Genomic DNA, 14,912 nt, shown 5'->3' on the forward strand with positions numbered 1-14,912 from the left:
CACGACGGGCCAGCACGGTAGACTGTCCCCGACTGGGCCGCGAGCCCGCGTCTCGACCATGCCCCCGGACATGACGACCCGCCCCGATCCCTCGGAAGCGGGTCCGGTCCGCACGTGCGTCGGGTGCCGGGAGCGCGACCTCAGGTCCGTCCTCCTCCGTCTGGTCGTCGACCGGTCCGGCACGAGCACCGACGAGCCCCGGCTCGTGCTCGACGTCGGGCGGTCGCTGCCGGGCCGTGGCGCCTGGCTCCACGCGGCACCGCGGTGTCTCGAGGCGGCGGAACGTCGGCGGTCGATACCGCGGGCACTGCACGTCGCAGGCCCGTTCGACCTCGCCGAGGTCCGCGCCGCGATCGAGGCCCGGCAGGAACCGCACGCATGAGCCACGCATGACGACCCCGTGCCCGCACGGAGTCGCACCAGCACGACACGTCGACAAGGAAGCGGGTTAGAAGCCGATGGGCACCCGATGAGTACCCAGCGATGAGCACCCAGCACTAACGACGGTCCTCCCTGTCCGGGGCGGGCCGAGACAGGAGAGTTGTGGCAAAGGTCCGCGTCTACGAGCTCGCGAAGGAGCTCGGGGTGGAGAGCAAGACCATCATGACCAAGCTGACGGAGCTCGGTGAGTTCGTCCGCTCGGCATCCTCGACCATCGAGCCACCGGTGGTCCGCAAGCTGCGCGACGCCTTCCCCGCCGGGGGCGGCGGCGCGAGCAAGCCCGCCGCGGCGCCGAGCGCCGCGCGTCCGGCAGCACCGAAGCCGGCACCCAAGCCGGCCACCGCGCCGGAGGCCGCGGCCGCCCCGGCGGCCGAGGCTGCGCCGTCCGCACCGCAGCCGGCCGCTCCCGCGGCCGAGCCGAAGGCAGCCGCGCCCGCACCGAAGGCGGCCGCACCTGCGCCGAAGGCACCGGCACCGAAGGCCCCCGCGCCCTCGCCGGCACCCGCGCAGAAGCCGACCGCCTCGCCCAAGCCGAGCGGCGGCACCAACGCGCCCGCGCCCCGGCCCGGTGGCCAGGGCGCTCGTCCCGGCGCGTCGCGTCCGGGAAACAACCCGTTCGCCCCGAGCCAGGGCATGCCGCGCCAGGGCGGTCCTCGCCCCGGCGCCCCGCGCCCCGGCAACAACCCGTTCGCCCCGAGCCAGGGCATGCCCCGGCCGGGCTCGCGTCCCGAGCGCACCGACGGCGCCCCCGCGGCGGCGTCGGGCGAGCGCCCGGGCGGCCCCCGTCCCGGCGGGCCGCGTCCGGCACCGCGTCCGGGCGGGCCTCGTCCCAACCCGGGCATGATGCCCGGCCGCACCTCGATCGGTCGTCCCGGTGAGCGTCCCGCCCCGGGCGGTGGTCGTCCCGGTGGCGGCGGTGGTCGCGGTGGTGGCGGCGGGTTCGCCGGTCGCCCCGGTGGCGGCGGCGGTGCACCCGGTGGTGGCGGCGGCTTCGCCGGTCGCCCTGGTGGCGGCGGTCGTGGTGGTGCCGGTCGTGGTTCGACGCAGGGCGCCTTCGGGCGCGCCGGCGGCCGTCCCGTCCGGGGGCGCAAGTCGAAGCGCGCGAAGCGCCAGGAGTTCGAGCAGATGCAGGCGCCGTCGCTCGGCGGCGTGCAGGTTCCCCGCGGGAACGGCTCGACCGTCGTGCGGCTGCGTCACGGCTCGTCCCTGAACGACTTCGCCGACAAGATCGACGCGAACCCCGCGAGCCTCGTCACGGTGCTCTTCCACCTCGGTGAGATGGCGACCGCGACGCAGTCCCTCGACGAGGACACGTTCGGCACGCTCGCGTCGGAGCTCGGCTACGTCATCGAGATGGTCTCGGCCGAGGAGGAGGACCGCGAGCTGCTCGGGTCCTTCGACATCGACCTGGACGCCGAGCTCGAGGGCGAGGGCGACGACGAGCTGCAGGCCCGTCCGCCGGTCGTCACCGTCATGGGTCACGTCGACCACGGAAAGACCAAGCTGCTCGACGCCATCCGCCAGACGGACGTCGTCGCGGGCGAGGCCGGCGGCATCACCCAGCACATCGGTGCCTACCAGGTGCGCCACGAGCACGAGGGCAACGACCGCGCCATCACCTTCATCGACACCCCGGGTCACGAGGCGTTCACCGCCATGCGTGCCCGTGGTGCCCAGGTGACGGACATCGCGATCCTCGTCGTGGCCGCCGACGACGGCGTCATGCCGCAGACCATCGAGGCGCTCAACCACGCCCAGGCGGCCAACGTGCCGATCGTGGTCGCGGTGAACAAGGTGGACAAGGAGGGGGCCAACCCCGCCAAGATCCGCCAGCAGCTCACGGAGTACAACCTCGTGGCCGAGGAGTACGGCGGCGACACCATGTTCGTGGACGTGTCCGCGAAGCAGAACATGGGCATCGACGACCTGCTCGAGGCCGTCCTCCTCACGGCGGACGCCTCGCTCGACCTGCGGGCCAACCCCGACAAGGACGCCCGTGGTGTCGCCATCGAGGCCAACCTGGACAAGGGCCGCGGCGCCGTCGCGACCGTCCTCGTCCAGTCCGGCACGCTGCGCGTCGGTGACGCGATCGTCGCCGGCACGGCCCACGGCCGCGTCCGCGCGATGTTCGACGAGCACGGCGCCGCCGTGACCGAGGCGGGCCCGGCTCGCCCGGTCCTCGTCCTGGGTCTCGCGTCGGTGCCGAGCGCAGGCGACACGTTCCTCGTGGCACCCGACGAGCGCACCGCCCGTCAGATCGCCGAGAAGCGCGAGGCCGCCGAGCGCGCAGCCCTCCTGGCCAAGCGCCGCAAGCGCATCAGCCTCGAGGACTTCACGCAGGCGCTCCAGCAGGGCAAGGTCGAGACGCTCAACCTCGTCCTCAAGGGCGACGTGTCCGGTGCCGTCGAGGCCCTCGAGGACGCGCTGCTCAAGATCGACGTGGGCGACGAGGTCGAGCTGCGCGTCATCCACCGCGGTGTGGGTGCGATCACGCAGAACGACGTCAACCTCGCGACGGTCGACAACGCGATCATCATCGGCTTCAACGTGAAGTACGGCGAGCGCGTCGAGGACCTCGCGGAGCGCGAGGGTGTGGACGTCCGCTTCTACTCGATCATCTACCAGGCGATCGAGGACGTGGAGGCCGCGCTCAAGGGCATGCTCAAGCCCGAGTTCGAAGAGGCCCAGCTGGGCACCGCGGAGATCCGCGAGATCTTCCGGTCCTCGAAGTTCGGCAACATCGCCGGTTCGATCGTCCGCTCGGGCGAGATCCGTCGCAACGCCAAGGCACGCGTCCTGCGCAACGGCAAGGTCGTGGGGGACAACCTCACGGTCGAGTCGCTCAAGCGGTTCAAGGACGACGCCACCGAGGTCCGCGAGGGCTTCGAGTGCGGCATCGGTCTGGGGTCGTTCAACGACCTCGAGATCGGCGACACGATCGAGACGTTCGAGATGCGGGAGAAGCCGCGTTCCTGACGTGACGTGACCGGGGGCGGGCCTGTCGGCTCGCCCCCGGTCGTCGTCTCGGGGAGTCACCACGGGCGCACCCCCGCGAGGGCGGCGGCGGGTCACCATCCGCCGCTCGTTCCTCGCGGCTCCCGCCAGACCCACCACGACCCGCCGCCACCCTCGCGGCGGCACGCCCTTGCCATCTCGCCTGCGGCCTGCCTGGGGTCGCCCTCTCCGGGCGCCCCGCTCGGCGGAGGTCGCCGTCCGGCGTACGGTCGTCGGGGAGCGAAGCCGGTACGTCCGGCACGAAAGGAAGAAGCCATGGTCGATCACCCTCGGGCGAGGAAGCTCGCCGACCGGATCAAGGTCATCGTCGCGCAGATGCTCGACACGCGGATCAAGGACCCTCGTCTCGGGTTCGTCACGGTGACGGACGTGCGCGTGACCGGTGACCTGCAGAACGCGTCCGTGTTCTACACGGTGTACGGGACGGACGAGGAGCGGGCCGGGACCGCTGCGGCGCTCGAGAGCGCCAAGGGCGTCATCCGGTCCGAGGTGGGCAAGCAGACGGGCATCCGGCTCACGCCCACCATCGAGTTCCACCTCGACTCGGTCCCCGAGACCGCCGCGCACCTCGACGCCGCGCTCCTCGAGGCGCAGCGCCGGGACGCCGAGCTCGCCGCGCTGCGCGAGGGCAAGGCCTACGCCGGCGACGCCGACCCGTACCGCACGGCGGACGACGGCGAGGACGCCGGGGACGACGACGGCGCCGCGGAGACCGCGCGCGCCTGACGGCTCACCACGACGGCCGGCGCCGGACGCTCCACGCGTCCGGCGCCGGCCGTCGTCGTGCAAGGCCGTGGTCTCAGCGGCCGGAACCGCGTGGGAGGAACAGGGCGGAGAAGGTCGCGAGCCCGAGCACGGACGCGCCGACCGCGAGGGCCGGCACGAGCCCGGTCGCGAAGTCGTCGGGGGTCAGCGCGCCGCCCGCGGCGAGGAAGACCGCGGTGAGGACCGCGACGCCGAGCGCCACGCCGATCTCGCGGACCGTCGCGTTGACGCCGCTGGCCGTCGCATGGTCGGCCTCGGGCGCGCCGGACAAGACTGCGGTGGCGACGGGAGCGAACGTGAGGCCCATCCCCACGCCGGCGAGGACGAACGCGGGCACGAGCGCTGCGTACCCGTCGGGGTCGGCGTCGACGAGCACCGCCATCCACGCGAGCGCGGCCGTCTGGAGGGCGAGGCCGGTGACGACGAGCGGCCGCACGCCCGTGCGGGACGCGAGCACGCCCGCGAGCGGAGCGACGACCATGGGCGCTGCCGTCCAGGGGAGCGTCCGCACCCCGGCCTCGAGCGGGGAGTAGCCCTGGCCGACCTGCAGGAACTGCGTCAGCAGGAACACGGCGCCGAACATGCCCACGGCGAACGCGAGGCTCGCGGCGTTGGCCGCGCTGAAGCTGCGCGAGCGGAAGAGCCGCAGGGGCACGAGGGGGTGCCGTGCGCGCGACTCGTGCCACACGAACGCCACGAGGAGCAGAGCGGCGCCGGTCAGCATCGCGACGGTGCCCACGGAGCCCCAGCCGCGGCGCTCGGCGTCGACGACGCCCCACACGCCGAGCAGGACGCCACCGGCGGCGAGCACCAGCCCGGGCACGTCGAACGGCTGGCGCCGACCGTAGGACTCGCGCAGCGCGCGCAGGACGAGAGGGACGGCGACGAGCGCGACGGGGACGTTGAGCCAGAAGATGGCCTGCCAGCTCAGCCCTTCCACGACGGCACCGCCGACGAGCGGTCCGAGCGCGATGCCGAGGCCCGAGACGCCTCCCCACACCCCGATCGCGAGTGCTCGGCGCGAGGCGGGCACGGCGGCGACGAGCAGCGTGAGCGAGAGGGGGAAGATCGCCGCGGCGCCGGCGCCCTGCACGGCGCGGGCCGCGACGAGCGTCTCGGGGGTGCCGGCGAGCGCCGCCGCGACCGACGCGAGCGTGAAGAGGGCGACCCCGCCGACGAACACGCGCCGCCTTCCGAAGCGGTCCCCGAGGGCGGCGGCGGGGAGCATCAGGGTCGCGAACGCGAGCGTGTACGCGTTGACGAACCACTGGAGCTGCTCGACCGTCGGGCTCAGCTCGGCGGAGATCACCGGCAGGGCGCCGGTCATGACGAGGTTGTCGAGCGTCGCCATGAACATCGGCAGCGACGCGGCGACGAGCGCGAGGGCGACGGGGGTGCGCCGGATCGGGCGATGGCCGGCCGGGGGACCCGGGTCGGGTGGCGCGCCCGGCGCGGCGGCGACGTGCGGCGCCGGGGCGGGCGGATCGGTCGCGGTGGAGAGGGTCATGGCAGCTCCGCTCTAGTAAGCATGGATTGATTACTACCTGAACGACGCTAGTAATCGGCTGATAACCTGTCAAGCGTGAACTCCGACCTCCCCGCCAGACGGCTGAGCCGCGACGAACGCCGTGAGCAGATCCTCGACGCGGCCACCGCCGTCTTCGCCGAGGGCGGGTACGCGGGGACCAGCACGGACCAGGTCGCCCGGGCCGCGGGCGTCTCCCAGCCCTACGTCGTGCGCCTGTTCGGGACGAAGGAGGAGCTCTTCCGGGAGGCGTTCGAGCGCATCGCCGGTGAGATCGTCGCGCTCCTGGAGTCCGTCCCCCCGGGCCCGGACGCGAAGGCCGAGATGGCGGCCGCCTACACGCGCCTCATCGCCGACCCGGACCAGCTCCGCGTCCTCATGCACGGGTTCGTGCTCGGCTCGGACCCGGTCCTCGGCGCACGGGCCCGCGAGGTGCTCGGGCGGGCGTTCGACGTGTACCGGCAGCGCACGGGCGCGACGGACGAGGAGGCGCGGGACTTCGTCGCCCAGGGCATGCTCCTGAACACGCTCTTCGCCGTCCAGGCGCCGGCCCACGCGGACGAGGACCCGGCCGTGGCACTCCTCGTGGAGTGCACGATGGGCAACGTGGTGCAGGCCCCGTCCGCCGCGACCGACGAGGGGGACGCGCGATGAGCCCTCGTGCCGCCGCGGCCGACAGGCCCGCCACGCCTCGGCGCCCGACGGCGCCCGACGGACTGGTCGTTGTCGACAAGCCGGGCGGATGGACGAGCCACGACGTCGTTGGCCGGACGCGCCGGCTGGCGGGGACGCGCAAGGTGGGCCACGCCGGGACGCTCGACCCCCTGGCGACGGGTGTGCTCGTGCTCGGCGTCGGGCGGGCGACGAAGCTCCTCACGTACGTCGTCGGGGCCGACAAGGACTACGACGCGACGATCCGCCTCGGCGTCGCGACGACGACCGACGACGCCGAGGGCGAGGCGGTCAGCCGGGCGGACGCGTCCGGCGTCGGCCGCGACGCGCTGCGCGCGGAGGTCGCCCGGCTGACGGGGGAGATCCTCCAGGTGCCGAGCACGGTGAGCGCGATCAAGGTCGACGGGAAGCGGGCCTACGCGCTCGCCCGCGCGGGCGAGGACGTCGCGCTGGCCGCGCGACCCGCCGTCGTCTCGCGGTTCGAGGTGCTCGACGTGCGAGCCGTCGCCCCCGGGACGGCCGGCCTGCCCGACGACGTCCTGCCCGCCCTCGACCTCGACGTCGCGGTGACCGTGTCGTCCGGGACGTACGTGCGCGCGCTCGCGCGCGACCTCGGTGCGGCGCTGGGTGTCGGCGGCCACCTGACGGCGCTGCGGCGTACGCGCGTCGGTGGCTACGGGCTCGACGTCGCGTCGACCCTCGACGAGCTCGAGGCCCAGGCGGACCGTGACGGGACTCTCGCGACCCTGCCGCTCGCGCAGGCGGCCCGGGCGACGTTCCCGGTGCGCGAGCTCACGACCGCCGAGGCCACGGCGCTCTCGTACGGCCAGTGGGTCGACGCGAGCGGCGCCCCGGGAACGACGGCCGCGCTCGCCCCGACCGGCGAGCTCGTCGCCCTCGTCGAGGACACGCGGCGCGGCGGCAAGGACCTCGCGCGCCCGGTCCTCGTCCTCGCGCCGGCCTGACGGCCCGGCCGCGCGTCCGACCGCGGCTCGCCCCGGTTCGCCCCGGTTCGGCGTCGGGAGCGCGTCGTGGCAGGCTTGTCCAGCGCGCCGCCCAGCCGGCGGCGCCCACCACCCCCTTCACGGAGGAGTTCTCGCGTGCACCTGTGGACGGACCTGAGCCAGGTCCCGCCGGGGTTCGGCCCGTCGGTCGTGACGATCGGCAACTTCGACGGCGTGCACCGCGGTCATGCGCAGGTGCTGGGCCGGATCGTCGAGCTCGCGCGGGCTCGTGGGGCGCAGGCGGTCGCGGTGACGTTCCACCCGCACCCGGCCCACGTGCACCGGCCGGAGAGCGCGCCCGAGCTCCTCACCGGGATCGCCGACCGTGTCGAGCTCCTCGCCGGCACCAGACTCGACGCCGTCCTCCTGGTGGAGTACACGCTCGACTTCGCGCGGCAGACCCCCGAGGAGTTCGTGCGGACCTACCTCGTCGACGGCCTGCGCGCGGGCACGGTCGTCGTGGGGCATGACGTGCGCTTCGGGCGCGACAACGCGGGCACGCTCGCGACGATGGTCGAGCTCGGCGACCGGTACGGCTTCGAGGTCGTCGCGATCGACGACGTCGGCCAGCACCAGGGCGTGCCCGTCACCGAGGAGACCGGCGCCGGCGACCACCAGGCCCGCTGGTCGTCCACCGGGGTGCGCGCCCTGCTCGGGAGCGGCGACGTGCGGGAGGCGGCGCGCATCCTCGGCCGTGCCCACCGCGTGCGCGGCACGGTCGTGCACGGCGACGCGCGGGGGCGCGACCTCGGGTTCCCCACGGCGAACCTCGGCGGCATCACCGGGATGGTCCCCGCGGACGGCGTGTACGCGGGGTGGTTGGTGCGCCCGGACCTGCGGGACGCGGATCCCGGTCACCCGGACGTGCGCCTGCCGGCTGCGATCTCCATCGGCACCAACCCGACGTTCGACGGGGTGGAGCGCCGCGTGGAGGCGTACGTCCTGGACCGCGCCGACCTCGACCTCTACGACGAGGAGGTCGTCCTCGAGCTCGTCGAGCGGCTGCGCCCGACGCTGCGCTTCGACGGGATCGAGCCCCTGGTCGCGCAGATGCACGACGACGTGGCGCGCGCCCGCGAGATCCTCGGCGGTCCGGATGACGCGCACGTCGTCGCACCGGGGGCCTGAGCCGTGGCGGCTGCTGAGCCGGTCCTCGAGGCGCGCTCGCTGCTCGTCGGCTACGCGGACGTGCCGGTGTGCGCGCCCGTCGACCTCACGGTGCTCCCCGGTGAGCTCGTCGTGGTCATCGGCGCCAACGGCAGCGGCAAGTCCACGCTCCTGCGGACCCTGCTCGGGCTCCAGCCGCCGCTCGGTGGGTCCGTGCGGGCCTTCGGACGTGAGGTCGACGAGCGCGAGCGCGAGCTCCGCGCCCGGGTGGCGGGCGTGCTCGACGACGACGCGTACTTCCCTGGCCTGACCGTGCGCGAGCACCTGGTCCTCGTCGCGCGCGGGCACGGCGTCCCCGGCGCCGGGAAGGTCGCGGACGAGCTCCTCGAGCGGTTCGGGATCACGGCCCAGGCGGCCTCGCTGCCGTCGGCCCTGTCGTCGGGGCAGCGCCGCCGGTTCCTGCTCGCCTCGGGGTTCGTGCGGCCGCGCGACCTGCTCGTCCTGGACGAGCCCGAGCAGCGCCTCGACCCGGGGATGCGCGAGCGTCTCGCCGGCCTGCTGGTCGACGACGCGGCGAGCGGCGTCGCCGTCGTCCTCGCGACGCACGACCCCGAGCTCGTCGCGCGCACCGGGGCGCGTGGGCTCCTCGTGGCGGACGACGCGTGCGTCGCCCTCGAGCCCGCCGCGGCGCGGGACGCCCTGGCGGCGGTGCGCTGAGTGCGGCTGCGGACGGACCCCGACGAGCAGCTCACGGGCCGGGAGCTGCGCCGGCTGACCGCACGCGTCGCGGCGTCGCGTGCCGACGCGGGCCCGGGCGAGGTCGTGGTGGACGTCGCGTACGCCGTCGTGTCCGTCGCCCTTGCCGTCGTCTGGGTCGTCGGGATCGCCTCGATGCTCCGCGAGACGCTCGCCGCACCCGCCTCGACCGCCACCGACGCCGTCCTCGGGCCGGGGGCCGTCCAGGCGCTCGGCGCGACGGCCTTCCTCGCGTTCCTCGTGGGCACGGCGGTCCGTCTGGGTCCGGTGGGGGCGGGCAGCGCGGGGGTGCGGTGGTGGGTCCCGACGCCCGCCGACCGCCGGGGCCTCGTCGCGCCGTCGTTCGTGCGCGCGCTGCTGCTCGGTGGCGTCGTCGGCGCGGTCGGGGTCGGAGCGGTGTCGTTCGCCTCCGGGGTCGACGCGGGCGACGCGGCCGGTGCCGCGCTCTCCGGCGGGGCGATCGGCCTGCTGCTCGTGGCGGTCGCCGGCCTCGTCCAGGCGCAGGGCCGGACCGCGGCGCTGCTCGCCCGAGCGAGCGACGTCGTCGTGGCCGGCGTCCCCGTGGTCGGCGTCGTGCTCGTCGTCGCAGGCAGGGCCGGGGCGGGCGCGCTCGGCGTCGCGCCGGCGGTCGCGCTCGTCGTCCTCGCCGCCGCGGCCGTCCTCGTGACCTGGTGGTGGCGTCGGCTCGAGAGGCTCGGAGCGCAGGTCCTGCGGTCGCAGAGCGCCGTGGCCGACCAGGTGGGCGGCGCGGTGTTCTCGTTCGACACCCGCGAGCTCGGGCGCGCGCTGCGCGCAGCGTCCGCCGCCCGGTTGCGGGTCCGACGGCCGACCGGGTTCGCGGGGGTCCGCGGCCCGGTGGCTGCGATCGTCGCCGCGGACGTCACCCTCCTGCGGCGCAGCACGTCCGCCCTCGCGCAGCTCGTCGGGCTCGCGGCCCTGACCGTCGTCGCGCAGCAGGTGCCCGTGCTCGGAGCCGGGTTCGGCCTCCTCGTCGTCCTCGTCGCCGCAGGGTTCGGCGCGGCCGTCCTGGGTGCGGAGGGTGCTCGGACGGCGGAGATGGCGCCGGTCGTGGACGGTCTGCTGCCGCTCGGTGCGCGCTGGACCCGGCTCGCCCGGACCGCGGTGCCCGCCGTCACGGCCGCCGCGTGCCTCGCCGTGGGGCTCGCCCCGCTCGTCGCCGCGACGGGCGACCTGCGATGGCTCGCCCTCGCGGTGCTCACCGGCACGGTCCAGGGCGCCGCGGCGGTCCGCTCGGCCTACCGTGAGCCGCCGAACTGGGCCGGTCCGCTCCTCGCCACGCCGGCCGGCGGTCTGCCGACCGGCGCCGCGGCGGTGTTCCGCAAGGGACCGGACGTCGCCGTCCTCGGCGCCGTCCCGCTGGGCGTCGCGCTCCTCCTCGGCACGGCGGGGTGGGTCGCCGTCGGCGCCCAGGCGCTCACGGCGGTCGTCGCGGTCGCCGTCGCGACGCACGTGCGCGGACCGCGCTGACGCCCCCGGCGCGGGTCAGCGCGCGGACGACGGCGCCCGGACCCGCCCGTCGACCAGGTGCACCCGGGCGTCCACCGGGTCGAGCGTCGCCTCGTCGTGCGTGACGAGCAGCGCAGCAGCGCCGAGCTCGCGCGCGAGGCGCGCCACGAGTGCGACCACCTGGACGCCGCGGTCGTGGTCGAGCGCGGACGTCGGCTCGTCGACGAGCAGGACCTGCGGGTCGTTCATGAGAGCCCGGGCGATCGCGACGCGCTGCCGCTGACCGCCGGACAGGTGCTCGGGTCGGCGGTGCGCACGGTCCGCGACGCCCACGGCGTCGAGCAGCGCGAGCGCGTGCTCGCGTCGCGCCGAGGGCGACCCGCCACGGACGTGGGTCATGAGCTCGAGCTGCTCCAGGACCGTGAGCGACGGGACGAGCTGCGGCTGCTGGAACACGATGCCGATGCGGTCCCGCCGCAGCCGGGCGGCCCGCTCCGCGGCGCGCCGCACCGCACGCCGGCCGGCACGTACCCGGGGGATGGCGCCGTCCCTCGCGGGCAGGGGCGCGTTGACGACCTCCGCACCGATCCGGACGACGCCCGAGGTCGGCCGGGTGAGCGTCGCGGCGACTGCGAGCACGCTCGACTTCCCGGCGCCCGACGGGCCGAGGAGGGCCGTCGTGGTCCCCGCCGGGACGACGATCGAGACGTCGTCGACGGCGACGAGCACCCCGTCGCCGTCGGGGTAGGTGAGGCGGATGCGGTCGAGCGTGAGGTCCATCGAAGCTCCTCGGTGCGGGTGCGGGTGCGGGTGCGGGTGCGGGTGCGGGTACGGGGTGTCGTGTGGTTGCCGGTGCGGCCGGGCGCGCGGGGCGGTCCGGCTCAGCGCGCGGCGAGCGCGGCGTGGGGATCGACGCGCGCGACGCGCGTCACGGCGAGCACGGCTCCGAGACCGCCGAGGACGACGAGCACGAGAGCCGGGACGACGGTCGTCGAGGCGTCGACGACGACCGGCATGACGCGGGCGGCGAGCGACCCCGACGCCGCCGCGAGCGCCGTCCCGGTCCCGACGCCGAGGACCAGCACGACGGCGGCCTGGCCGATCGCGTCGCGCAGCAGGTAGCGCCGGGAGGCGCCGAGCGCGCGCAGGACCGCGACGTCCCCCGCGCGCTGGATCGTCCAGACGGTGAAGAACGCGCCGACGACGAGCGCGGAGATGGCGAGCAGGAACGCCTGCATGATCGTCAGCGAGAGGTTCTCGGCCGCGAACGACGAGATCGCGGAGCGTGCGTCGCTCGGGGTCACCGAGACCGTGCCGAGCCGGTCGTCGACGGTGGCGAGCGCCTCCTGCGTGGGCGCGGCGTCGGCGTCGAGGCGCAGCGCGACGACGGTCGCGCCGGCGTCCTCGCCCGGCACGCCGCGCGCGCCGACGGACTGCCAGTCGTCGAGGGCGACCCACACGACCGGGGTGTGCGCGTACTCGGCGTCGACGTCGGCGACCGAGGTCACGCCGAGGTCGAGCGGGCCCACCGCGAGCCGGTCGCCGACACCGGCCCCCAGCGCCTCGGCGGCGCCGCGCGAGAGCACGACGGCGCCGGGTGCCACACCGCCGTCCTCGACGCCGGGCACGAGGCCCGATCCTGGTTGCACGCCGAACGCCGTGACGGCTGTGGCAGCCCGGCCCTCGGCGCCCTCCGCGCTCGCGCGCACGGTCGCGACGCCGAGCGGCTCCGCCGACGCCACCCCCGGGACGGCCACCCACCCGTCCCACTGCTCCGCGGAGACCTCCGACTCGGTGAACGACGGCGCGGCGCCCGCGGCGGGCGGCGCGAAGGCGATCCGGTCGACGGGAAGGTCCGTGACGGCGGACGTGCTCGCGCGGGCGAGCCCGGCGGTGAGGCCGGCGAGGAAGCTGACGAGGAACGTGATGAGGACGACCACCACGGTCACGAGGGCGAACCGCCCGCGGGCGTGGCGCAGGTCGCGCAGCGCGACGAACATGAGACCTCCGGATCGAGGGGTGGCGGCAGGTCTGCCGCGGCGTCCCGTCCACGGTCCCTCGCTCTGCGACGCGGCGGATCGCCGTCGCGGACGGTCCTGCGGCGCCACGGGGTGGAGCCGGGGATCGACCGTTCGGACGATGCCCGGACGACGGGCGCTGGCTAGGGTGACGGCGTGACCCCCGCCGAGCCGATCCCCGTGCCAGCCACGCGGTGGCTGCGGAGAGGCCTGGACGTCCTGCTGGCGGGGCTGCTCGTGGTCGTGGTGGTGCCCCTCGTCGTCGGGCCGCTGTGGCGCCTCGTCGCCGCGGCCCTGCTCGCCGTCGCCCTCCTCGCGCTGTACGCGCTCGGCAGGCGGCGCGTGCGGGTCCCGACGGACGTCGACGCGCCGCGCGGTGCCTGGTGGCCCGCGGGAGCGTGGGTGACCGGGTTGGTGGTCCTCTGGGTGGCGCTGTGCCTCGTCACGTGGACCGCGGTGTGGGTGGCCTTCCCCCTGATGTTCGTCGCGATGCACGTGCTCGGCCCACGCCGCGGGCCGCTCGTCGTCGGGGTCCTCGTCCTCCTCGTCGTCACGGTCATGGGGGCGCACACCGCGGCCGTCGCGCTCCCGTACGTGCTCGGTCCCGCGATCGGCGGCGCCGTCGCGGTGGTCGTCGTGCTCGCGCTCGAGGCCGTGGTCCGGGAGTCCCAGGCACGCAGGCGGGCGTCCGACGAGCTGGCGCGCACGCGCGACGAGCTCGCGGTCGCGGAACGGGAACGTGCCGTGGCGGCGGAGCGCGAGCGTCTGGCCCGGGAGATCCACGACACGCTCGCGCAGGGGTTCTCGTCCATCGAGCTGCTCCTGCGCGCGGCGGACCGCGCCGTCGCCGAGGGCGACACCGAGGCCGCGCGTCGCTACGTCGACGAGTCCAGGGAGGTCGCCCGGTACAACCTCGCCGAGGCACGGCGTGTCGTGCGCGCGCTCGCTCCGGCCGACCTCGCGGCATCGAACCTCGTCGAGGCCCTGCGGAGGGTCGCGGCGCGCACCTCGGGCGACGGGCTGTCCGTGGACGTCCGCGTGAGCGGAGAGGCCGTCCCGCTGCCCACCGACGTCGAGGCCGCCCTGCTGCGTGTCGCGCAGTCGGCGCTCGGCAACGTCCGGCAGCACGCGCGCGCCGCCGTCGCGACCGTCACCGTGAGCTTCCTCGGCGGCGGCCCGCACGGGGGAGAGGCGGTCGCGCTCGACGTCGTCGACGACGGCCGGGGCTTCGAGCCGGACGGCACCGGGCGCCCCGGCGACGTCCGCGCCCTCGTCGGGGGCCGCGGTGCCGTCGACGGCGCAGGCTTCGGCCTGCCGGCGATGCGCTCGCGCCTCGCGGAGCTCGGGGGCACGCTGGCCGTGGAGTCGGTTCCCGGGGCCGGGACGGCCGTGGCCGCCTGGCTTCCGCTGGACGGGCCGGAGGAGGACGCATGAGCGTGCGCGAGGTGGACGTCGTGCTCGCCGACGACCACCCGGTCGTGCGCGCGGGGCTGCGTGCGGTCCTCGAGGCCGAGCCGGACGTACGCGTCGTCGCCGAGGTCGGGTCTGCCGAGGAGCTGCTCGACGCGCTCCGCGCCGGGCTGCGAGCCGACGTCGTCCTCCTCGACCTGCAGTTCGGTCCCGGGAGGCTCGGCGGCGGAGCGGCGGTGCGCGAGATCGTCGCCGCCGGAGGCCCGGCCGTGCTCGTGGTGACGACCTACGACGCGGACGCCGACATCCTCGCCGCGGTCGAGGCGGGTGCGCGCGGATACCTGCTCAAGGACGCACCGACCGAGGAGCTCACGGCCGCGGTGCGGGCGGCGGCCGCGGGCGAGGTGGCGCTCGGCCCCGCGGTGCAGCGCCGCCTGCTCGGGCGGCTGCGCAGCCCCGCCACGGTGCTCACCGCGCGCGAGCTCGAGGTGCTCGCCCTCGTCGCCGACGGCCGCACCAACGACGAGATCGCCGGCGCGCTCTTCCTCTCCCGCGCGACGGTGAAGACGCACCTCGTGCACGTCTACGACAAGCTCGGCGCGTCGTCGCGTACCGCGGCGGTGGCCGAGGCCCGACGACGGGGCCTGCTGCGCGCCTAGGCACGATGTCACGGGTGCCCCGCCGACGACTCCCTCCTGGCGTGTGGCGCGCCGTCGTCGACGACGCGCCGTC

13 protein-coding genes are annotated in these 14,912 nt (G+C 75.6%); 10 read left to right on the forward strand and 3 right to left on the reverse strand.

What is annotated here, in order from left to right:
- Positions 1–70: 70 nt before the first annotated feature.
- From ACMXGY_RS08745 to rbfA, 3 genes are all read left to right on the forward strand, one after another.
- Complete coding sequence (locus ACMXGY_RS08745) at positions 71–382, forward strand: YlxR family protein (protein ID WP_483776451.1); 312 nt, start codon at positions 71–73, stop codon at positions 380–382.
- Positions 383–543: 161 nt separating this feature from the next.
- The gene (infB, locus tag ACMXGY_RS08750; RefSeq protein WP_483776452.1) at positions 544–3,417 is read left to right on the forward strand and encodes a translation initiation factor IF-2; all 2,874 of its coding nucleotides are present in this window, start codon (positions 544–546) and stop codon (positions 3,415–3,417) included.
- 294 nt (positions 3,418–3,711) lie between these two features.
- Positions 3,712–4,182 carry a 30S ribosome-binding factor RbfA gene (gene rbfA / locus ACMXGY_RS08755; protein ID WP_483776453.1) on the forward strand — a complete coding sequence of 157 codons (471 nt, stop codon included), beginning with the start codon at positions 3,712–3,714 and terminating at the stop codon, positions 4,180–4,182.
- A 73-nt stretch (positions 4,183–4,255) separates the two neighbouring features.
- Here the strand turns inward: rbfA and ACMXGY_RS08760 are convergent, their stop codons facing one another.
- Positions 4,256–5,728, reverse strand: coding sequence for a DHA2 family efflux MFS transporter permease subunit (locus ACMXGY_RS08760; RefSeq protein WP_483776454.1), 1,473 nt, complete (start codon positions 5,726–5,728; stop codon positions 4,256–4,258).
- Positions 5,729–5,803: 75 nt separating this feature from the next.
- On the opposite strand from ACMXGY_RS08760, the gene ACMXGY_RS08765 reads away from it, so the two are divergent.
- The 5 genes from ACMXGY_RS08765 to ACMXGY_RS08785 all read left to right on the forward strand — a co-directional run bounded on the left by ACMXGY_RS08765 (position 5,804) and on the right by ACMXGY_RS08785 (position 10,773).
- A complete protein-coding gene (locus ACMXGY_RS08765) occupies positions 5,804–6,400 on the forward strand; it encodes a TetR/AcrR family transcriptional regulator (protein WP_483776455.1) in 597 nt (198 codons plus the stop codon).
- A complete protein-coding gene (gene truB / locus ACMXGY_RS08770) occupies positions 6,397–7,383 on the forward strand; it encodes a tRNA pseudouridine(55) synthase TruB (RefSeq protein WP_483776456.1) in 987 nt (328 codons plus the stop codon). The genes ACMXGY_RS08765 and truB overlap by 4 nt, the downstream gene beginning before the upstream one ends.
- A gap of 135 nt (positions 7,384–7,518) precedes the next feature.
- On the forward strand, positions 7,519–8,550 hold the full coding sequence (locus ACMXGY_RS08775) for a bifunctional riboflavin kinase/FAD synthetase (RefSeq protein ID WP_483776457.1): 1,032 nt from the start codon (positions 7,519–7,521) through the stop codon (positions 8,548–8,550).
- 3 nt (positions 8,551–8,553) lie between these two features.
- The gene (locus tag ACMXGY_RS08780; protein ID WP_483776458.1) at positions 8,554–9,246 is read left to right on the forward strand and encodes an ABC transporter ATP-binding protein; all 693 of its coding nucleotides are present in this window, start codon (positions 8,554–8,556) and stop codon (positions 9,244–9,246) included.
- Positions 9,247–10,773: a DUF6297 family protein gene (locus ACMXGY_RS08785; RefSeq protein WP_483776459.1), complete on the forward strand. Its 1,527-nt coding sequence runs from the start codon at positions 9,247–9,249 to the stop codon at positions 10,771–10,773.
- Positions 10,774–10,788: 15 nt separating this feature from the next.
- Here the strand turns inward: ACMXGY_RS08785 and ACMXGY_RS08790 are convergent, their stop codons facing one another.
- Positions 10,789–11,532 carry an ABC transporter ATP-binding protein gene (locus tag ACMXGY_RS08790; protein ID WP_483776460.1) on the reverse strand — a complete coding sequence of 248 codons (744 nt, stop codon included), beginning with the start codon at positions 11,530–11,532 and terminating at the stop codon, positions 10,789–10,791.
- 101 nt (positions 11,533–11,633) lie between these two features.
- Entirely contained in the window at positions 11,634–12,752 is a 1,119-nt protein-coding gene (locus ACMXGY_RS08795) for an ABC transporter permease (RefSeq protein WP_483776461.1), read from the reverse strand.
- Between the two features lie 174 nt (positions 12,753–12,926).
- Here ACMXGY_RS08795 and ACMXGY_RS08800 point away from each other — a divergent pair, with 174 nt between their 5' ends.
- Positions 12,927–14,204 (forward strand): sensor histidine kinase, encoded by a 1,278-nt coding sequence (locus ACMXGY_RS08800; RefSeq protein WP_483776462.1) that lies wholly within the window; start codon positions 12,927–12,929, stop codon positions 14,202–14,204.
- A complete protein-coding gene (locus ACMXGY_RS08805) occupies positions 14,201–14,839 on the forward strand; it encodes a response regulator transcription factor (RefSeq protein ID WP_483776463.1) in 639 nt (212 codons plus the stop codon). The genes ACMXGY_RS08800 and ACMXGY_RS08805 overlap by 4 nt, the downstream gene beginning before the upstream one ends.
- The last annotated feature ends 73 nt before the right edge of the window (positions 14,840–14,912 follow it).

The organism is Cellulosimicrobium sp. G4 BAM 1002, from assembly GCF_057126935.1.

Excerpts from the sequence above, each read along its gene's own strand:
- ACMXGY_RS08745 (WP_483776451.1), top strand. The coding sequence starts at position 71 with ATGACGACCCGCCCCGATCCCTCGGAAGCGGGTCCGGTCCGCACGTGC.
- rbfA (WP_483776453.1), top strand. The coding sequence starts at position 3,712 with ATGGTCGATCACCCTCGGGCGAGGAAGCTCGCCGACCGGATCAAGGTC.
- ACMXGY_RS08760 (WP_483776454.1), bottom strand. The coding sequence starts at position 5,728 with ATGACCCTCTCCACCGCGACCGATCCGCCCGCCCCGGCGCCGCACGTC.
- truB (WP_483776456.1), top strand. The coding sequence starts at position 6,397 with ATGAGCCCTCGTGCCGCCGCGGCCGACAGGCCCGCCACGCCTCGGCGC.
- ACMXGY_RS08790 (WP_483776460.1), bottom strand. The coding sequence starts at position 11,532 with ATGGACCTCACGCTCGACCGCATCCGCCTCACCTACCCCGACGGCGAC.
- ACMXGY_RS08795 (WP_483776461.1), bottom strand. The coding sequence starts at position 12,752 with ATGTTCGTCGCGCTGCGCGACCTGCGCCACGCCCGCGGGCGGTTCGCC.
- ACMXGY_RS08805 (WP_483776463.1), top strand. The coding sequence starts at position 14,201 with ATGAGCGTGCGCGAGGTGGACGTCGTGCTCGCCGACGACCACCCGGTC.